Genomic DNA, 18551 nt, shown 5'->3' on the forward strand with positions numbered 1-18551 from the left:
TAATTGCTGGTTTTGTCGCCAACCTGTTCACAACCCAGACAAACGAGACGTTCAGGTGCTTTTTCGGGAAAAAACTTGTTGACGCAAAACGACCATATACGCATAATGCGCCCCGCAACGCCGATGAAGGTTGCGCGAAAAAAGATGGCTACGTAGCTCAGTTGGTTAGAGCACATCACTCATAATGATGGGGTCACAGGTTCGAATCCCGTCGTAGCCACCATCTTTTTGCGGGAGTGGCGAAATTGGTAGACGCACTAGATTTAGGTTCTAGCGCCGCAAGGTGTGCGAGTTCAAGTCTCGCCTCCCGCACCATTTTCTTTCATCACGTTGTGTAACAGCAGGTGGGGTATCGCCAAGCGGTAAGGCACCGGTTTTTGATACCGGCATTCCCTGGTTCGAATCCAGGTACCCCAGCCATCTCTTTCAGGATGGGGAGCTGTATAAAAAGTTGATTGTGTTATTGGGGTATCGCCAAGCGGTAAGGCACTGGTTTTTGATACCAGCATTCCCTGGTTCGAATCCAGGTACCCCAGCCATACAAGCACATTGACTTATCGGTACAAGTAGTGAAAATGGCTACGTAGCTCAGTTGGTTAGAGCACATCACTCATAATGATGGGGTCACAGGTTCAAATCCCGTCGTAGCCACCATGTAGTTTGCTCTATTGGGGTGTCGCCAAGCGGTAAGGCTCTGGTTTCTGATACCAGCATACCCAGGTTCGAATCCTGGCACCCCAGCCAAATTCAGAAAAGCTCGCTTCGGCGGGCTTTTTGCTTTTTTGTGCCTGAACAATTGGCTGGCCCAGCCGTGCTGAGCCTTACCGACAGAAGATCACAACCCCAACGCATATTTCAGCGCATGCTCCTTCAGCTTGCCCGCCCGCTGCGCCACCATCAGCGCCAGATTACGCGCCACGCCCAGCGGAGCCAGATTGTTGCTGAAGGCGGTATAAAACAGATCCATACCGCTTTGCATCAGCAGGTTATCGGTACGCCGACGGCGCTGATAGCGCATCAATACCGCTTCGCTGGCCCAATCTTCCCCCAGCTCACGGGCACTGCTGATCACATCCAACAACGCATCCACATCCCGGTACCCCAAATTAACCCCCTGCCCGGCCAACGGATTGATGGTATGGGCGGCATCACCCAGCAATACCAGCCCTGGTTGTATGTAGCGCTGCGCATGACTGCGCACCAGAGGGAAAGATCCGGCCGCATGCACTTTCACCGCCCCTAACCGCGCCGGGAAAGCCGCAGCAATTTCACGCTCAAGCTGCTCCAGTGGCAAAGCCTGTAGCTGACGGATGCGCGCTGGGCTGTCGTACCACACCAGAGAAGCCCACTGATGGTATAAGGGTAAGAAAGCACGCGGGCCAGAAGGGAAAAACTGCTGCCAGGTCACATCCTGCTGCGGCGCGCCGGTTTCCACGGTGATCAACATGCAGGACTGACGGTATTGCCAGCCACTGGTGCCAATCGCCGCCAGTTTGCGTACCTGCGAGTGCGCCCCGTCCGCCCCTATCACCAAACGCGCCTGTAAGGTCTCAGACGAGCTTAACGTCACTTGCCAATGGTCTTGGGCATGTTGCATCGATTGCAGCCTGGCCGGGCAATGGAGCGTCAGATTCTCGCACTGTTCCAATTGCTGCCACAGCGCCAACTGCAAAATGCGGTTCTCGACCATAAAACCCAGCTCTGGCAACCCGAGCGATGCCGCATCAAACGCCACCCGTGAGGATTCCCACTCCCAGGTTTCCAACCGGCGATAGGGTGCCAAACGCATCTTTTCCACCGCCTGCCAAGCACCGAGCTGTTTCAATAAGCCCACAGAAGTGCAGCCGATAGCGGAAATACGCAGATCCGGCGGGCTTTGCGCATCAAACGCATCGGGAGCCTGATGCTCCAGCAATGCAACAGATAATCCGGCCTGCGCCAACCCCAAGGCCGCCGCCGCACCGACCATACCGCCGCCGACCACCACCACATCAACCCGTTTTTGCGAAGTCTTCATTTTGGCCATACTTTTCGATTAATTGAGCGCCGCCCGACCGGTTACGACATTTCCCGCCAGTGTAACGGATTTTTAATTTGGCTTCAGGTCGCTCTGCTGGTCACAACCGCAGCAAATGTTTACAATACCTCTCCTGCATAGCGCTTAACGCAATTTTCTCTTCGCACTGAGTAATGGCAAATCAATGATGAAAAAACTGCATATCAAAACCTGGGGTTGCCAGATGAATGAGTACGACTCATCCAAGATGGCCGATCTACTGGGAAGCACACACGGTTACGAATGGACTGATAACGTTGAAGAAGCGGACGTGTTGCTGCTGAATACCTGCTCGATTCGTGAGAAAGCGCAGGAAAAAGTTTTCGGTATGCTGGGCCGCTGGAAGCTGCTGAAAGAGAAGAATCCAGAGCTGATTATCGGCGTAGGGGGCTGTGTCGCCTCGCAGGAAGGCGAACATATCCGCAAACGTGCGCCCTGTGTCGACATCATTTTTGGCCCACAGACGCTGCACCGCCTGCCGGAGATGATCAACCACGTCAAAGGGACGCACAGCCCGATCGTGGATATCAGCTTCCCGGAAATCGAGAAGTTTGACCGCTTGCCGGAACCCCGTGCCGAAGGGCCAACCGCTTTTGTCTCGATCATGGAAGGCTGCAACAAATACTGCACCTTCTGCGTGGTGCCTTACACCCGTGGTGAAGAAGTCAGCCGACCGAGCGATGACGTGCTGTTTGAGATCGCCCAATTGGCCGCTCAGGGCGTGCGCGAAGTGAACCTGCTCGGCCAGAACGTTAACGCCTATCGTGGCGCAACCTACGATGGCGGGATCTGCTCCTTTGCCGAACTGCTGCGCCTGGTTGCTACGATCGACGGTATTGACCGCATCCGCTTCACCACCAGCCATCCGATCGAATTCACCGATGATATTATTGCGGTGTATGAAGACACGCCAGAGCTGGTGAGCTTCCTGCATCTGCCGGTGCAGAGCGGTTCAGATCGTATTCTGACCATGATGAAACGCTCGCATACTGCGCTGGAATACAAAGCCATTATCCGCAAGTTGCGTAAAGTGCGGCCCAATATTCAGATCAGTTCCGACTTTATTATCGGCTTCCCTGGCGAAACCCAGGCCGATTTCGAACAGACCATGAATCTGATCGCCGAAGTGAAGTTCGATAACAGCTTCAGCTTTATCTATTCATCGCGCCCTGGCACACCTGCCGCCGATCTGCCTGACGATATCAGCGAAGAAGAGAAAAAACAGCGGCTGTATATCCTGCAAGATCGTATTCATCAGCAGGTATTAGAATTCAGCCGCCGTCTGGTCGGCACCGTACAGCGTATACTGGTGGAGGGCACATCGCGCAAAAGCGTGATGCATCTGGCTGGCCGTACCGAGTGCAATCGCATGGTCAACTTCGAAGGCTCGCCGGAGATGGTCGGCCAGTTTGTTGATGTCGAAATTACCGAAGTGCTGGCCAATTCACTGCGCGGTACCCTCGTCCGCACCGAACAACAGATGGATCTGCGCGTGCATGAGTCACCCCAGGCGGTGATCGCACGTACCCGTAAGGAAAATGAACTGGGTGTAGGCACCTACCAGCCTTGATACCATGCTAATACCGGGCAGCCTGTTCTGCTCGGCAACCCTTTTTCTCTGCCGGGCTGTCTTTGCCCGGCGATTTTTTTATTTTGATGATGAGGCAATACAATAATGCAACTCCCACACTGCCCGAAGTGCAACTCCGAATATACCTATCAGGACAACGAGATGTTCATCTGCCCTGAATGCGCCCACGAGTGGAGCGACAGTGCCCCGGCAGAAGACGCAGATACTCTGATCGTCAAAGATGCCAACGGCAATCTGCTGGCCGATGGCGATGCGGTGACCGTAATCAAGGATCTGAAAGTTAAAGGCAGCTCTTCTATGCTGAAGATCGGCACCAAAGTGAAAAACATCCGTCTGGTGGAAGGCGATCACAATATCGACTGCAAAATCGATGGCTTTGGCCCGATGAAGCTGAAATCCGAGTTTGTGAAGAAGAACTGATTCCTGCCGATTTCAAGGGCCAAACTCATTGGCCCCATCATTTCCCCCTTGAATTCTCCTCTTGGCGCACAGATAGATCCGGGTAGACTTGCGCCCATGCGGTACACCATGAATAATTCAAGAAACAGCGTTCGGGGTTTGCCTTGAACGCGCGTGCTGAAAACACGTTACGTGACATCAACCAGGCCCTGTGTGAGCCTTGAGGAATAGTTTGAACGTCGCAACACAAGAAATCCTGTTAGAGCCCGCAGACAACCAGCGCCTGCTGAGCCTGTGCGGCCCGTTTGATGACAACATCAAACAGCTCGAACGCCGGTTGGGGATCGAAATCAATCGCCGTGACAACCGCTTCAAGCTGGTCGGTAAAAACCTGTGCGTGGTTGCCGCCGCCGATATCCTGCGCCATCTGTATGTGGATACCGCCCCGATCCGCGGTGTGATCCCGGATATCGACCCGGAACAGATCCACCTGGCGATCAAAGAGAGCCGGGTGCTGGAGCAGGTTGCCGACAGCGTGCCGGATTACGGCAAAGCGGTCACCATCAAGACCAAGCGCGGCATGGTTAAACCCCGCACGCCGAATCAGGCGCAGTATGTCGCCAATATTTTCGCTCACGACATCACCTTCGGCATTGGCCCGGCGGGTACCGGTAAAACCTATCTGGCGGTCGCCGCAGCGGTCGATGCGCTGGAGCGCCAGGAAATCCGCCGTATCATGCTGACCCGCCCGGCGGTTGAAGCCGGTGAAAAACTGGGCTTTTTGCCAGGGGATCTGAGCCAGAAAGTGGACCCGTATCTGCGCCCACTGTATGACGCCCTGTTCGAAATGCTGGGCTTTGAGCGGGTGGAAAAGCTGATCGAGCGTAACGTGATCGAAGTCGCCCCACTGGCCTACATGCGCGGCCGCACCCTGAATGATGCCTTTATTATTCTGGATGAAAGCCAGAACACCACCATCGAACAGATGAAGATGTTCCTGACGCGCATCGGTTTTAACTCCAAGGCGGTGATCACCGGTGATGTCACCCAGATCGATCTGCCGCGCAACCAGAAATCTGGCCTGCGCCACGCCGTGGAAGTGCTGTCTGAAGTGGAAGAGATCAGCTTTAACTTCTTCCACAGTGAAGACGTGGTGCGCCACCCGGTCGTCGCCCGTGTGGTGATCGCCTATGAAGCCTGGGAGGCCGCCGAGCAGAAACGCAAAGACGCTGTCGCCGAACAGCGTAAACGTGAGGCATATATCGCCTCTGAGCAGGAGGCCCCATGAGCCTGGTGATCCTGGATTTACAAATTGCCTGCGCCAGCAGCCAAGGGCTGCCGGATGAAGCCACCTTCCAGCGTTGGCTAGAGGGCGTGCTACCGCAGTTTCAGGAAGAGGCCGAAGTCACCATTCGCATCGTGGATGAAGCAGAAAGTAATGAGTTGAACCTGACTTACCGCGGTAAAGATAAGCCTACCAACGTGCTGTCATTCCCGTTCGAAGCGCCGCCGGGGATTGAGCTACCGCTGCTGGGCGATCTGATCATTTGCCGCCAGGTGGTTGAACAGGAAGCCATTGAACAACAGAAGCAGCTTGAAGCGCACTGGGCGCATATGGTTGTTCACGGTAGCCTTCATCTGCTAGGGTATGACCATATTGATGACGATGAAGCCGAAGAAATGGAGTCTTTGGAAACCGAGATCATGCAAGATATGGGCTATCCAGACCCTTATCTGGCGGAAAAAGACCCCAACTGACGTCAGCATCAGCCCCGATCTGGCGCTGAAGCTGACTACCTTAACTCTGACATGAGTGATATTCACTAAACGCCATGAGCGACGACCATTCACAAAGCAATGACAGCCCCAGTCCCAAAAAGGGGTTTTTTACTCTTATCCTTAACCAGCTATTCCACGGTGAACCTAAGAACCGTGGCGATCTGGTCGAGCTGATCCGTGATTCCGAACAAAACGATCTGATCGATCCCGATACCCGCGACATGCTGGAAGGCGTGATGGATATCGCCGAGCAGCGCGTGCGCGATATCATGATCCCGCGCTCCCAGATGGTGACGCTCAAGCGCAACCAACGGCTGGAAGAGTGCCTGGATGTGATTATCGAATCCGCCCACTCGCGCTTCCCGGTGATCAGTGAAGATAAAGATCACATTGAAGGCATTTTGATGGCCAAGGATCTGCTGCCGTTTATGCGCGCCGATTCCGAGCCATTCAGCATCGACAAAGTGCTGCGCCCCGCCGTGGTGGTGCCAGAAAGCAAGCGGGTTGACCGGATGCTGAAGGAGTTCCGCTCCCAGCGTTATCATATGGCGATCGTCATTGATGAATTCGGCGGCGTATCCGGCCTGGTGACCATTGAAGATATCCTGGAACTGATTGTCGGCGAAATTGAAGACGAATATGACGATGAAGACGATCTGGATGTGCGCCAGCTCAGCCGCCACATGTTCACTGTGCGTGCGCTGGCACCGATCGAAGACTTCAATGAGGTTTTCGGCACCCACTTCAGCGATGACGAAGTCGACACCATCGGCGGCTTAGTGATGCAAGCGTTCGGCCACCTGCCTGCGCGCGGGGAAACCATTGAAATTGAAGGTTACCTGTTTAAAGTGGCGATGGCCGACAGTCGACGCATCATCCAAGTTCATGTCAAAATTCCGGACGATTCTCCGCAACCGAAACTGGAAGAATAAATCACACATGGCTAAAGCCTATTTAATTGAACGCCAGCGGGTTCGCGCCCTGCTGGCGCTATTGTCAGGTGCTTGTGGCACGCTGGCATTCTCCCCTTACGATTTTTGGCCCGCTGCCATTGTCTCGCTGTTTGGCCTGCTGGCCGTTACCCTCAACCGCACCACCCGCCAATCCGCACTGCTCGGCTTCTGCTGGGGATTAGGGTTATTTGGCAGCGGGGTGAACTGGGTTTACGTCAGCATTGCCGATTTCGGCGGTATGCCGTTTGCCATCAATATTTTCCTGGTTGCGCTGCTGGCGGCCTATCTTTCGCTGTATACCGGGCTGTTTGCCGGGTTGCTGACGCGCATCTGGCCACGCACCACCTGGTGGCGGCTGGCGATTGCCGCACCGGCCCTGTGGCAACTGACGGAGTTCCTGCGTGGTTGGGTGCTCACCGGCTTCCCTTGGCTGCAGTTTGGCTATAGCCAGCTCGACGGCCCGCTGAAAGGTATTGCGCCACTGTTGGGCGTGGATGCCATCACTTTTATTCTGATGTCTCTCAGCGGCCTGCTGGTGTTTGCCGTGGCTCAACGCCGTATCGCTCCGGCGGTGATTGCCATCGCCATGCTGTTGCTGCCTTGGCCGCTGCGCCAGTTGCACTGGTTCACTCCACTGCCGGAAAAAGCGGTGAACATCGCCATGGTGCAGGGCAACATCGCACAATCGATGAAGTGGGATCCCAAGGTGCTGGTCAGTACGCTGCAAACCTATCTGGATGAAAGCCGTCCATTTATGGGCAAAGCGCCAATCATCATCTGGCCGGAATCTGCTATTCCAGACGTGGAGAGCAACCAGAACGGTTTTCTCACCATGATGGATGACCTGATGCGCGCCAAAAACAGCAGCCTGATTACCGGGATCGTTGATGCACGCGCCACCCCGCAAGGCACGCAGTTCTTCAACAGCGTGATCGTCTTGGGTGAAGAAACCCTGTACAACTACCCGGCGGCCAATCGCTACAACAAGCATCACCTGGTGCCGTTCGGCGAATTCGTGCCATTAGAAATGCTGCTACGCCCGCTTGCACCCTTGTTCGATTTGCCGATGTCCTCTTTCAGCCGTGGCGATTACGTACAGCCGCAGTTGAGCGTACGCGGCTTCAACCTGACGGCGGCCATCTGCTATGAAATCGTGCTTGGCCAACAGGTGCGTGACAACTTCCGGCCAGATACCAACTTCCTGCTAACCGTCTCTAACGATGCCTGGTTCGGCCACTCTATTGGCCCGTGGCAGCATTTCCAGATGGCGCGCATGCGTGCACTGGAATTGGGCCGTCCTCTGCTGCGCAGCACCAATAATGGTATTACCGCAGTGGTTGGCCCGCTGGGCGAAGTGCAGGCGTCGATCCCGCAGTTCACCCGCAAAGTGCTGGCAGTGGAAGTGACCCCAACCACTGGCGTCACGCCGTATGCCCGCTTCGGCTCCGCGCCGGTTTGGATCATCACCGTGCTACTGGGTGGCATGGCACTGATCGCTGGGTTACGTCGTAAGTAATGACTTTTCAGGGCGCTAATGCGCCCTGCCTCACCGCTGTTCCTCCCTTTTCTGGCACGCTCCTTGCTTTAATTATTCCGTATAGGTTGTTGATTTACTTTTACCGATATCGTGCGGCACTTGATGCACAACGCCAGAGCATAATATGCACCTTCACAGTGCACAGGCGGTTTATTGCATCCATTTGGTGCGCGTGATGTCGCAAAAAATGAAACAACTTAGTTTCATACTGTTCACAATCGGCTATTTTCTATCGGTAATCCGTCTAAGAGTCTCTATAACACAAGTCGTTAGTAGCCGTTTTCACCCGTTGCTCCTTGAGCTCGGGCAATCACAACATCAGAGGAGTTGGACCATGCAAATGCGCAAAGTGGCGTTATCGTTACTGCTGATCGGTATGTCTTGTAGCGTAGCCCATGCGGAAGAACTGACCGGTACGCTGAAGAAAATCAAAGACAACGGTGTGATTGTTGTTGGCCACCGTGAATCCTCAGTTCCGTTCTCCTACTACGATAACCAGCAGAAAGTTGTGGGCTACTCCCAGGATTACTCAAACCTGATTATTGATGCAGTTAAGAAAAAATTGGATGCCCCGAACCTACAGGTGAAAATGCTGCCGATCACCTCGCAAAACCGTATTCCACTGCTGCAAAATGGCACCTTCGACTTTGAATGTGGCTCCACCACCAACAACCTTGAGCGTCAGCAGCAGGCCGCGTTCTCCAATACCATCTTCGTCGTAGGCACCCGCCTGCTGGTGAAGAAAGGTTCCGATATCAAAGAGTTCAAAGATCTGGCGGGTAAACCGGTCGTCGTGACCTCGGGCACCACTTCTGAAGTGCTGCTCAACAAACTGAACGACAAAGACCAGATGAAAATGCGCATCATCAGCGCCAAAGACCATGGTGACTCTTTCCGTACTCTGGAAAGCAGCCGCGCAGTGGCCTTTATGATGGATGATGCTCTGCTGGCGGGTGAACGTGCGAAGGCCAAAAAACCCGATCAGTGGGAAATCGTGGGCACTCCACAATCCAAAGAAGCCTATGGCTGCATGATGCGTAAAGACGATGCAGAATTCAAAAAACTGGTCGACGACACCATCGCTCAGGCACAGACCTCGGGTGAAGCCGCCAAACGCTTTGATGTCTGGTTCAAACAACCGATCCCACCAAAAAATCTCAACATGAACTTCGAACTGTCTGACGACATGAAGCAACTGTTCAAAGAGCCTAACGACAAAGCACTGAACTAATAAAAGATTTACCCTAAATAATTCGAGTTGCAGGAAGGCGGCGACGCAGCGAATCCCCAGGAGCTTACTTAAGTAAGTGACTGGGGTGAGTGAGAAAAGCCAACGCACATGCAACTTGAAGTATGACGGGTATAAGGCCGGAGCAACCGGCTTTGTTGATGGCTGACAATGGGCAGACAAGACTGCGGGAGGCCGTTCCCCTCCCGCATTCTCCCTTCACTCAGGGCCCCTACTGAATAGTCATCAAGCTTTAAGGTGCTCTGCACCTGCTTAACGGAGTTTGTTATGTCAATAGATTGGAACTGGGGTATCTTCCTGCAGCAGGCCCCGTTTGGGAATACCACTTACCTTGGCTGGATTTGGTCCGGCTTTCAGGTCACGGTAGCCCTCTCCGTCTGTGCATGGGTTATCGCTTTCTTTGTCGGTTCACTGTTCGGTATTTTGCGAACCGTGCCAAACCGTTTTCTCTCAACCCTGGGAACTTGCTACGTCGAGCTGTTCCGTAACGTGCCGCTGATCGTACAGTTTTTCACCTGGTATCTGGTCATGCCGGAACTGCTGCCAGCCGATCTTGGCATGTGGTTTAAAACCCAGTTGGATCCCAACATTCAGTTCTTCGTCTCTTCCATGCTGTGCCTTGGATTGTTCACCGCCGCCCGAGTGTGTGAGCAGGTACGCGCCGGGATCCAATCCCTGCCGCGCGGTCAGCGTGCCGCTGGGCTGGCAATGGGCCTGACGCTGCCACAAACCTATCGTTACGTGCTGTTGCCGAATGCCTACCGGGTGATTGTGCCGCCGATGACCTCGGAAATGCTCAACCTGGTGAAAAACTCCGCCATCGCTTCCACCATCGGATTGGTGGATATGGCTGCTCAGGCCGGTAAACTGCTCGATTACTCCGCGCATGCCTATGAATCCTTTACTGCCATCACTCTCGCGTATATCGGTATCAACGCCGTCATTATGTTGTTTATGCGTGTCGTCGAGAAGAAAGTGCAGTTACCTGGCAATATGGGGAGCAAATAATGTACGAATTTGATTGGGGATCCATTGTCCCGAGCTTCCCGTATCTGCTGCAAGGCTTGATGATCACGCTGAAAATCACCGTGATCGCCATCGTCTTCGGTATCCTCTGGGGCACCGTTCTGGCGGTGATGCGCCTGTCGCCGATCAAGCCGATCAGCTGGTTTGCGGCACTGTACGTCAACCTGTTCCGCTCCGTTCCGCTGGTTATGGTACTGCTGTGGTTCTATCTGGTGGTGCCAAGCTTATTACAACAGGTTCTAGGCCTGTCACCGAAAACCGATATTCGCCTGATCTCGGCTATGGTAGCCTTTTCCCTGTTTGAAGCTGCTTATTACTCGGAAATTATCCGCGCCGGTATTGAGAGCGTGTCTCGCGGCCAGTCTTCAGCGGCCTTGGCGCTGGGGATGACAAACTGGCAGTCAATGCGGCTGGTGATCCTGCCGCAGGCGTTCCGCGCCATGGTGCCACTGCTGTTGACCCAGGGGATCGTTCTGTTCCAGGATACCTCGCTGGTTTACGTGCTGAGCCTGGCTGACTTCTTCCGTACCGCATCGACCATTGGCGAGCGCGACGGCACGCAGGTTGAAATGATCCTGTTTGCGGGTCTTGTCTATTTTGTTATCAGTATCGCCGCGTCGGCGCTGGTAAGCTATTTGAAGAAAAGGACTGTTTGATGATATCCCTGAAAAATGTTTCTAAGTGGTACGGTCACTTTCAGGTTCTGACCGATTGCACCACTGAAGTCAAAAAAGGCGAAGTGGTGGTAGTCTGCGGTCCTTCAGGCTCAGGCAAGTCTACCCTGATTAAAACGGTCAACGGGCTGGAGCCGATTCAGAAAGGCGATATCCTGGTTAACGGCACGCCGGTCAACGACAAAAGTACCAATCTGGCACAGCTGCGTTCCAAAGTCGGCATGGTGTTCCAGCACTTTGAGCTGTTCCCCCATTTGTCGATCATTGAAAATCTGACGTTGGCGCAGATCAAAGTGCTTAAGCGCGATAAAGAAGCCTCACGCGAGAAAGCGCTGAAATTGCTTGAGCGCGTGGGCCTTTCCGCACATGCCAACAAGTTCCCTGGGCAGTTATCCGGCGGCCAGCAGCAGCGCGTGGCGATTGCCCGTGCGCTCTGTATGGATCCGATCGCCATGCTGTTCGATGAGCCCACTTCCGCGCTCGACCCGGAAATGATCAACGAAGTACTGGACGTGATGGTGAAGCTGGCGCAAGAAGGGATGACCATGATGGTGGTGACGCACGAAATGGGCTTTGCCCGTAAGGTGGCTCACCGGGTGATCTTTATGGATGAAGGGAAAATCGTTGAAGATCGTAATAAAGATGATTTCTTCAACAATCCACAGTCCGATCGCGCCAAAGACTTCCTGGCCAAAATTCTTCATTAAAACGCATAATGCGCCCCGCTATGGGGCGCTCTCTACTTAATGTCTCTTAAGGCTCAAACGGCCGACGCTGGAACTGATCGTGCCCACACTTCGGACACAGCGGCAGCACTTCCGGCGTGTAAAATGCCAGATGGTGGTGACATTGCTCACACACCAGATTGCCCAGCCCCACCACTTCACCACTGTGATACACGCCGTGATGGCTGACATCCTTGAAAACCTCACGCCATTCCAACTGGGTTTTATCGGTGATATCCGCCAGTTCCTGCCAGAGACTTTCTTTAATCACCCGCATAAATACGCTGTCGGTGAGATCATCCTGGTTCTCTTTATAGCTGCGGGCAAACTCTTCTAAATCTCGGCGCACGGCTTGAGTAACCTGTTCCACCTCCGTACGCGTCAATTCACCTACCTCGTTCAGACGTTTCTCGGCGCTGGCAACCAATTCGTCGATATCACGCTCCCCGTTCTTCAAACGTTCCGTCAGAGATGCCACTAATTCGCGGTAATACTGAGCAACCTTGTTCATAGTCTCTCCTCGATGAACCACTGTGACAGGGCTTTCTTCCTTTATTTTAGCCTTAAAACACTGATGAAACTTGATAAGGTGACAGATTGACCGGTTGTAGATCACATCGTAGCGATGTTTTTTTTAAATACGCCGTGCGGGGCGCTTGGTGTTGTTGCCGGGAGGTCTTATCAGCTATGCTATGCGGATCTCAGTACTCAACAGAATGCTACGGATGTAGCTGTTACACACCTACAGGACCACCGGCCGCCATGCAAGAGCAATACCGCCCCGAAGAGATAGAATCGAACGTACAGCTTCACTGGCAAGAGAAGCAAACTTTCAAGGTTACCGAAGATACGAGCAAGGAAAAGTATTACTGCCTTTCCATGTTGCCATACCCTTCGGGTCGCCTACACATGGGCCATGTTCGTAACTACACCATAGGCGACGTGATCTCCCGCTACCAACGTATGTTGGGCAAAAACGTTCTGCAGCCAATCGGTTGGGATGCGTTCGGTTTGCCGGCAGAAGGCGCGGCGGTGAAAAACAACACCGCACCGGCTCCATGGACCTACGACAACATCGAATATATGAAGAACCAGCTGAAACTGCTGGGCTTCGGTTATGACTGGGATCGCGAGATCGCCACCTGTAAACCAGACTACTACCGCTGGGAACAATGGTTCTTCACCAAGCTTTACGAAAAAGGCCTGGTTTACAAGAAGACCTCTGCGGTGAACTGGTGCCCGCACGATCTGACCGTGCTGGCCAACGAACAGGTGATTGACGGCTGCTGCTGGCGCTGCGATACCAAAGTTGAGCGCAAAGAGATCCCACAGTGGTTCATCAAAATCACCGCTTACGCCGATCAGTTGCTGAACGATCTGGATACGCTTGAAAGCTGGCCAGAGCAGGTGAAAACCATGCAGCGCAACTGGATTGGCCGTTCCGAAGGCGTAGAGATCACCTTCAGCGTGGCCAACAGCGACGAGCAGGTCACCGTTTACACCACCCGCCCGGATACCTTTATGGGTGCCACCTATGTGGCCGTGGCAGCCGGTCACCCGCTGGCACAGTTGGGTGCAGAGAATAACCCGGCGCTGGTTGAATTTATCGACGAATGCCGTAATACCAAGGTTGCCGAAGCTGAAATGGCCACCATGGAGAAAAAAGGCATGGCTACCGGCCTGTTTGCCATTCACCCGCTGAACGACGAGAAGCTGCCGATTTGGGTGGCCAACTTCGTGCTGATGGAATATGGCACCGGTGCCGTAATGGCAGTACCCGCACACGATCAGCGTGACTGGGAATTCGCCACCAAGTATGACCTGCAGATCAAGCCGGTAATCTTGAATCTGGATGGCAGCCAGCCAGATATTCATGTCGAAGCGATGACCGAGAAAGGCGTGCTGTTTAACTCTGGCGAATTCGACGGCCTGGAGCACGAAGCGGGCTTCAATGCCATCGCGGATAAACTGGTTGCCCTCGGCGTTGGCCAGCGCAAAGTCAACTATCGCCTGCGCGACTGGGGGGTTTCCCGCCAGCGCTACTGGGGCGCACCGATCCCAATGGTGACCTTGGAAGACGGCACCGTGATGCCAACGCCAGAAGATCAACTGCCGGTGATCCTGCCGGAAGATGTGGTCATGGATGGCATTACCAGCCCGATCAAAGCCGATCCTGAGTGGGCGAAAACCACCGTTAACGGCCAGCCAGCGCTGCGCGAAACCGACACCTTCGATACCTTTATGGAGTCGTCCTGGTACTACGCGCGTTACACCTGCCCGCAGTATGACGAAGGGATGCTGGATCCGGCGGCCGCCAACTACTGGCTGCCGGTCGATCAGTATATCGGCGGTATCGAACACGCGATCATGCACCTGATGTACTTCCGCTTCTTCCACAAACTGATGCGTGACGCTGGCTTGGTGGATTCAGATGAACCCGCTAAACGCCTGCTGTGCCAAGGCATGGTGCTGGCCGATGCGTTCTATTACAGCGGCAGCAACGGCGAACGTATCTGGGTTTCCCCAGCGGATGCCATCGTTGAGCGCGACGAGAAAGGCCGCATCACCAAAGCCACCGACCCAGAAGGCCACGAGTTGGTCTATGCGGGCATGAGCAAAATGTCGAAGTCGAAGAACAACGGCATCGATCCGCAGTTGATGGTGGAAAAATACGGCGCGGATACCGTTCGCCTGTTCATGATGTTTGCCTCACCGGCAGAAATGACGCTGGAATGGCAGGAATCCGGGGTTGAAGGGGCAAACCGCTTCCTGAAACGCGTCTGGAAACTGGCTTACGATCACGTTGAAAAAGGTGCCGTTCAGCCGCTGGACGTGGCTGCGCTGAATGAAGATCAGAAAGCATTGCGCCGCGACGTACACAAAACCATCGCCAAAGTGACCGACGATATCGGCCGCCGTCAGACTTTCAACACCGCGATTGCCGCCGTGATGGAACTGATGAACAAGCTGGGCCGCGCGCCGCAGGAAACCGAACAGGATCGTGCGCTGCTGCAAGAAGCCTTGCTGGCAGTGGTTCGCATGCTGTATCCATTCACTCCGCACATCTGTTTCACCCTGTGGCAGGCGCTGAACGGCGAAGGTGATGTGGATACCGCTGCCTGGCCAGTGGCCGATGAGGCTGCCATGGTGGAAGACTCCAAGCTGGTGGTGGTACAGGTCAACGGTAAAGTCCGCGCTAAAATCACCGTGGCTGCCGATGCAACCGAAGAGCAAGTGCGTGAGCGCGCCGCTGAAGAACATCTGGTGGCCAAATATCTGGAAGGGGTCACGATACGTAAAGTGATCTACGTTCCAGGCAAATTGCTTAACCTGGTTGTGGGTTAACACAAGGAGGCATTGTGCGACATCGCATTCTGACGTTGTTGCTGGGGTTGGCGGTGCTAGTCACCGCTGGCTGCGGTTTTCACCTGCGTGGTACCACGCAGGTCCCCACGGAAATGCACCAGCTGATGCTGGACAGCTACGATCCCTTTGGCCCGCTGACGCGTGCTGTGCGCTCTCAGTTGCGTATCAACGGCGTCACCATTGTGAGTGATACCACTCGCAAAGATGTGCCGTCTCTGCGTATCGTCACGTCGACCCAGAGCCAGGATACCGTTTCGATCTTTCAGGATGGTAAAACGGCAGAAAACCAGATGGTGATGACCGTTCAGGCCCAGGTCTTGATCCCGGGTCGTGATATCTATCCGTTGAACGTCACCGTGTTTCGTGCGTTCTTTGATAACCCATTGACGGCACTGGCCAAAGACGCCGAGCAGGAGATCATTCTGCGGGAAATGCGCCAGCAGGCCGCGCAGCAGCTTGTACGTAAGTTGATGACAGTGCATGCCGCGGAAATAGGGATTCAACAGAAAGCCGCTGCCGCCGATGAAAAAGCGGCCAGCCAATCAGCACAATGATTCGTCTCTATCCTGAACAACTTGCCGCGCAGCTCCGTGAGGGGTTGCGCGCTTGTTATTTATTGAGCGGTAACGATCCGCTGCTGCTGCAAGAAAGCCAGGATTTGATCCGCCAAGCGGCACAGCAACAGCAGTTCACCGAGCATTACAGTATTTCCCTCGATGTTCATACCGACTGGGATGCCATTTTCAGCATCTGCCAGGCAATGAGCCTGTTTGCCAGCCGACAAACCCTGCTGCTGATTTTCCCGGAAAATGGCCCAACCGCGCCGATTGGCGAGCAATTGGTCAAGCTGGCGGGTTTGCTGCATGACGATATTCTGCTGGTGCTGCGTGGCCCTCGGCTGACCAAAGCGCAGGAAAACAGCGCCTGGTTTAAAGCGCTCAGCTCGAACGGCGCGTTGATCAGTTGCCAAACCCCTGAGCAGGCGCAACTGCCACGTTGGGTGGCACAGCGTGCAAAATCCATGCAGTTAGAGCTGGATGACGCCGCCAATCAACTGCTGTGTTATTGCTATGAAGGCAACCTGCTGGCACTGTCGCAGGCGCTGGAACGCCTCTCCTTGCTGTATCCAGATGGCAAGTTGCCTCTGCCGCGCGTTGAGCAGGCGGTTAACGACGCCGCACATTTCAGCCCCTTTCACTGGCTGGATGCCCTGCTGGCAGGCAAGAGCAAGCGCGCCTGGCATATACTGCAACAATTGCAGCAAGAAGATGTCGAACCGGTGATTCTGTTACGTACCCTGCAACGCGAACTGCTGATGTTGCTTACCCTACAGCGCCGTATGGCAAACACCCCGCTGCGCACGCTGTTCGACCAGTTCAAAGTCTGGCAGAATCGCCGCAGCCTGATTACCCAGGCACTGCAACGCCTGTCAGGCCAGCAATTGCAGCAGGCCGTACACCTGCTGGCACAGATTGAAATTACCCTTAAGCAGGATTACGGTCAGTCTGTCTGGTCGGAGCTGGAATCCCTATCGATGCTGATTTGCGGTAAACCTCTTATCACGAGTCTCTCAGATGGTCAGTAAACCGGAACATGCCAATACGCTGCATGCCTTTTTTGGCGGCACCTTTGACCCGATTCACTACGGCCATCTGCGCCCGGTTGAAGCTCTGGCTCAAGAAGTTAGCCTGAATCAGGTAACCCTGTTGCCAAATCATGTGCCCCCTCACCGTCCGCAGCCGGAAGCTAACCCACAACAACGGTTGAAAATGGTTGAGTTGGCGATCATCGGCAATCCGTTGTTTACAGTGGACGATCGTGAACTGCATCGCACCACTCCCTCCTACACCATTGAGACGTTGGAAACGATTCGTAAAGAACGTGGCACCGCACTGCCTCTGGCGTTTATCATTGGCCAGGATTCACTGTTGACGCTGCACAAATGGCATCGCTGGCAGGCGCTGATGGAGGTCTGTCATCTGCTGGTACTGGCACGCCCCGGCTATAACAACCGGATGGATACGCCAGAGTTGCAGCACTGGCTGGAACAGCATCAGGTTACCGATGCCCGCCAGCTCAGCCAGCAGCCGCAGGGTTATGTCTATCTGGCCGATACCCCGTTGCTGGAAATATCGGCCACCGAAATACGCCAGCGCCGCCATCAGGGCATCAGTTGTGATGATTTGTTACCGCGCGCCGTGCAACGCTATATCGAGTTACAGGGTTTATACAGATAGTGCTATACTGCGCCGCTCTTTTTCAGGTATCCGCTGAAAACCTTGGTTGACCGGGCGATGACCAGAAGTCACAGAGTAGGATCCTACCGATACCATCATAATTCAGGCCACACCGTGGTCCGATAAACAGAACATACCCGAGGGGGAACCTTTGCAAGGTAAAGCGCTCCAAGATTTCGTCATCGATAAAATTGATGACATGAAAGGCCAAGATATTATCGCTCTGGATGTACAGGGCAAATCCAGCATCACCGATTGCATGATTATCTGCACCGGTACCTCAACCCGTCACGTAATGTCGATTGCCGAGCACGTGATAGATGAAGCCCGGGCCATCGGCATGGAACTGTATGGCATGAAAGGCCAGGCAGTTTCTGACTGGGTGGTGGTTGATCTGGGCGAAGTGATTGTGCACGTGATGCAGGAAGAAAGCCGTCAATTGTACGAACTGGAAAAGCTCTGGAGTTAAGCGGTGAAACTGCAATTGATTGCAGTCGGCACCAAAATGCCTGACTGGGTGCAGACCGGCTTTATGGATTACCTGCATCGCTTTCCGAAAGACATGCCGTTTGAGCTGACCGAAATCCCGGCGGGCAAGCGCGGCAAGAATGCGGATATCAAACGCATTCTGGAAAAAGAAGGCGAGCAGATGCTGGCAGCGGTCGGCAAAGGCAACCGCATTGTCACATTGGATATCCCAGGAACACCGTGGGAGACACCTCAGTTGGCGCAACAGCTCGAACGCTGGAAGCAGGATGGCCGCAACGTCAGCCTGCTGATCGGTGGCCCGGAAGGGCTGGCTCCGGCGTGTAAAACGGCGGCAGAACAGAGCTGGTCGCTCTCGCCATTGACGTTACCGCATCCTTTAGTGCGTGTTTTGGTAGCCGAAAGTCTCTACCGCGCCTGGAGTATTACCACAAATCATCCTTACCATCGGGAATAGCCGGTGGTGACAGTAA

Annotated in this window: 18 protein-coding genes and 6 tRNA genes; 22 read left to right on the plus strand and 2 right to left on the minus strand. The window is 54.3% G+C overall.

Annotated elements, in window-relative coordinates; all coding sequences use genetic code 11:
- Positions 1–146 precede the first annotated feature (146 nt).
- The 6 genes from ACX1CU_RS17090 to ACX1CU_RS17115 all read left to right on the plus strand — a co-directional run bounded on the left by ACX1CU_RS17090 (position 147) and on the right by ACX1CU_RS17115 (position 744).
- A tRNA-Met gene (locus tag ACX1CU_RS17090) sits at positions 147–223 on the plus strand.
- Between the two features lie 7 nt (positions 224–230).
- A tRNA-Leu gene (locus ACX1CU_RS17095) sits at positions 231–315 on the plus strand.
- A gap of 30 nt (positions 316–345) precedes the next feature.
- Positions 346–420 (plus strand) — tRNA-Gln (locus tag ACX1CU_RS17100).
- Positions 421–464: 44 nt separating this feature from the next.
- Positions 465–539 (plus strand) — tRNA-Gln (locus tag ACX1CU_RS17105).
- Positions 540–577: 38 nt separating this feature from the next.
- A tRNA-Met gene (locus ACX1CU_RS17110) sits at positions 578–654 on the plus strand.
- A 15-nt stretch (positions 655–669) separates the two neighbouring features.
- Positions 670–744 (plus strand) — tRNA-Gln (locus tag ACX1CU_RS17115).
- Positions 745–835: 91 nt separating this feature from the next.
- Here the strand turns inward: ACX1CU_RS17115 and ubiF are convergent.
- A complete protein-coding gene (gene ubiF / locus ACX1CU_RS17120) occupies positions 836–2017 on the minus strand; it encodes a 3-demethoxyubiquinol 3-hydroxylase (RefSeq protein ID WP_459399453.1) in 1182 nt (393 codons plus the stop codon).
- A 184-nt stretch (positions 2018–2201) separates the two neighbouring features.
- Here ubiF and miaB point away from each other — a divergent pair, with 184 nt between their 5' ends.
- From miaB to ACX1CU_RS17170, 10 genes are all read left to right on the plus strand, one after another.
- Positions 2202–3626 carry a tRNA (N6-isopentenyl adenosine(37)-C2)-methylthiotransferase MiaB gene (gene miaB / locus ACX1CU_RS17125; RefSeq protein WP_459399454.1) on the plus strand — a complete coding sequence of 475 codons (1425 nt, stop codon included), beginning with the start codon at positions 2202–2204 and terminating at the stop codon, positions 3624–3626.
- Positions 3627–3731: 105 nt separating this feature from the next.
- Positions 3732–4067 (plus strand): zinc ribbon domain-containing protein YjdM, encoded by a 336-nt coding sequence (locus tag ACX1CU_RS17130; RefSeq protein ID WP_459399455.1) that lies wholly within the window; start codon positions 3732–3734, stop codon positions 4065–4067.
- Positions 4068–4278: 211 nt separating this feature from the next.
- Positions 4279–5334: a PhoH family protein gene (locus ACX1CU_RS17135; RefSeq protein WP_459399456.1), complete on the plus strand. Its 1056-nt coding sequence runs from the start codon at positions 4279–4281 to the stop codon at positions 5332–5334.
- Positions 5331–5804, plus strand: a complete 474-nt coding sequence (ybeY, locus tag ACX1CU_RS17140) for an rRNA maturation RNase YbeY (RefSeq protein ID WP_459399457.1) — start codon at positions 5331–5333, stop codon at positions 5802–5804. The genes ACX1CU_RS17135 and ybeY overlap by 4 nt, the downstream gene beginning before the upstream one ends.
- Positions 5805–5878: 74 nt before the next feature.
- On the plus strand, positions 5879–6757 hold the full coding sequence (gene corC / locus ACX1CU_RS17145; RefSeq protein WP_459399458.1) for a CNNM family magnesium/cobalt transport protein CorC: 879 nt from the start codon (positions 5879–5881) through the stop codon (positions 6755–6757).
- A gap of 7 nt (positions 6758–6764) precedes the next feature.
- Complete coding sequence (lnt, locus tag ACX1CU_RS17150; RefSeq protein WP_459399459.1) at positions 6765–8294, plus strand: apolipoprotein N-acyltransferase; 1530 nt, start codon at positions 6765–6767, stop codon at positions 8292–8294.
- Positions 8295–8649: 355 nt separating this feature from the next.
- A complete protein-coding gene (locus ACX1CU_RS17155) occupies positions 8650–9546 on the plus strand; it encodes a glutamate/aspartate ABC transporter substrate-binding protein (protein WP_459399460.1) in 897 nt (298 codons plus the stop codon).
- A gap of 285 nt (positions 9547–9831) precedes the next feature.
- Positions 9832–10572, plus strand: coding sequence for an amino acid ABC transporter permease (locus ACX1CU_RS17160; protein WP_459399461.1), 741 nt, complete (start codon positions 9832–9834; stop codon positions 10570–10572).
- Positions 10572–11246, plus strand: coding sequence for a glutamate/aspartate ABC transporter permease GltK (gene gltK, locus ACX1CU_RS17165; RefSeq protein WP_459399462.1), 675 nt, complete (start codon positions 10572–10574; stop codon positions 11244–11246). Before ACX1CU_RS17160 ends, gltK begins: the two co-directional genes overlap by 1 nt.
- Positions 11246–11971 carry an amino acid ABC transporter ATP-binding protein gene (locus ACX1CU_RS17170; protein WP_459399463.1) on the plus strand — a complete coding sequence of 242 codons (726 nt, stop codon included), beginning with the start codon at positions 11246–11248 and terminating at the stop codon, positions 11969–11971. Before gltK ends, ACX1CU_RS17170 begins: the two co-directional genes overlap by 1 nt.
- A 46-nt stretch (positions 11972–12017) precedes the next feature.
- On the opposite strand, the gene ACX1CU_RS17175 is transcribed toward ACX1CU_RS17170, so the two are convergent.
- Positions 12018–12500 carry a zinc ribbon-containing protein gene (locus ACX1CU_RS17175; RefSeq protein WP_459399464.1) on the minus strand — a complete coding sequence of 161 codons (483 nt, stop codon included), beginning with the start codon at positions 12498–12500 and terminating at the stop codon, positions 12018–12020.
- Between the two features lie 251 nt (positions 12501–12751).
- On the opposite strand from ACX1CU_RS17175, the gene leuS reads away from it, so the two are divergent.
- The 6 genes from leuS (at position 12752) to rlmH (ending at position 18535) form a co-directional block, all read left to right on the plus strand.
- A complete protein-coding gene (gene leuS / locus ACX1CU_RS17180; RefSeq protein WP_459399465.1) occupies positions 12752–15334 on the plus strand; it encodes a leucine--tRNA ligase in 2583 nt (860 codons plus the stop codon).
- A 14-nt stretch (positions 15335–15348) separates the two neighbouring features.
- Positions 15349–15909: an LPS assembly lipoprotein LptE gene (lptE, locus tag ACX1CU_RS17185; protein WP_459399466.1), complete on the plus strand. Its 561-nt coding sequence runs from the start codon at positions 15349–15351 to the stop codon at positions 15907–15909.
- Positions 15906–16940: a DNA polymerase III subunit delta gene (gene holA, locus ACX1CU_RS17190; protein WP_459399467.1), complete on the plus strand. Its 1035-nt coding sequence runs from the start codon at positions 15906–15908 to the stop codon at positions 16938–16940. Before lptE ends, holA begins: the two co-directional genes overlap by 4 nt.
- Positions 16930–17592, plus strand: coding sequence for a nicotinate-nucleotide adenylyltransferase (nadD, locus tag ACX1CU_RS17195; RefSeq protein ID WP_459399468.1), 663 nt, complete (start codon positions 16930–16932; stop codon positions 17590–17592). The genes holA and nadD overlap by 11 nt, the downstream gene beginning before the upstream one ends.
- 151 nt (positions 17593–17743) lie before the next feature.
- Positions 17744–18061, plus strand: coding sequence for a ribosome silencing factor (rsfS, locus tag ACX1CU_RS17200; protein WP_459399469.1), 318 nt, complete (start codon positions 17744–17746; stop codon positions 18059–18061).
- Between the two features lie 3 nt (positions 18062–18064).
- A complete protein-coding gene (gene rlmH, locus ACX1CU_RS17205; RefSeq protein WP_459399470.1) occupies positions 18065–18535 on the plus strand; it encodes a 23S rRNA (pseudouridine(1915)-N(3))-methyltransferase RlmH in 471 nt (156 codons plus the stop codon).
- Positions 18536–18551: the final 16 nt, after the last annotated feature.

The organism is Serratia sp. D1N4 (assembly GCF_054552755.1).

What these genes read in the sequence shown, in the direction of transcription:
- ubiF (WP_459399453.1), bottom strand. Translation starts at nt 2,017, where the DNA reads ATGAAGACTTCGCAAAAACGGGTTGATGTGGTGGTGGTCGGCGGCGGT.
- miaB (WP_459399454.1), top strand. Translation starts at nt 2,202, where the DNA reads ATGATGAAAAAACTGCATATCAAAACCTGGGGTTGCCAGATGAATGAG.
- ACX1CU_RS17130 (WP_459399455.1), top strand. Translation starts at nt 3,732, where the DNA reads ATGCAACTCCCACACTGCCCGAAGTGCAACTCCGAATATACCTATCAG.
- ybeY (WP_459399457.1), top strand. Translation starts at nt 5,331, where the DNA reads ATGAGCCTGGTGATCCTGGATTTACAAATTGCCTGCGCCAGCAGCCAA.
- corC (WP_459399458.1), top strand. Translation starts at nt 5,879, where the DNA reads ATGAGCGACGACCATTCACAAAGCAATGACAGCCCCAGTCCCAAAAAG.
- lnt (WP_459399459.1), top strand. Translation starts at nt 6,765, where the DNA reads ATGGCTAAAGCCTATTTAATTGAACGCCAGCGGGTTCGCGCCCTGCTG.
- ACX1CU_RS17155 (WP_459399460.1), top strand. Translation starts at nt 8,650, where the DNA reads ATGCAAATGCGCAAAGTGGCGTTATCGTTACTGCTGATCGGTATGTCT.
- ACX1CU_RS17160 (WP_459399461.1), top strand. Translation starts at nt 9,832, where the DNA reads ATGTCAATAGATTGGAACTGGGGTATCTTCCTGCAGCAGGCCCCGTTT.
- gltK (WP_459399462.1), top strand. Translation starts at nt 10,572, where the DNA reads ATGTACGAATTTGATTGGGGATCCATTGTCCCGAGCTTCCCGTATCTG.
- ACX1CU_RS17170 (WP_459399463.1), top strand. Translation starts at nt 11,246, where the DNA reads ATGATATCCCTGAAAAATGTTTCTAAGTGGTACGGTCACTTTCAGGTT.
- ACX1CU_RS17175 (WP_459399464.1), bottom strand. Translation starts at nt 12,500, where the DNA reads ATGAACAAGGTTGCTCAGTATTACCGCGAATTAGTGGCATCTCTGACG.
- leuS (WP_459399465.1), top strand. Translation starts at nt 12,752, where the DNA reads ATGCAAGAGCAATACCGCCCCGAAGAGATAGAATCGAACGTACAGCTT.
- holA (WP_459399467.1), top strand. Translation starts at nt 15,906, where the DNA reads ATGATTCGTCTCTATCCTGAACAACTTGCCGCGCAGCTCCGTGAGGGG.
- nadD (WP_459399468.1), top strand. Translation starts at nt 16,930, where the DNA reads ATGGTCAGTAAACCGGAACATGCCAATACGCTGCATGCCTTTTTTGGC.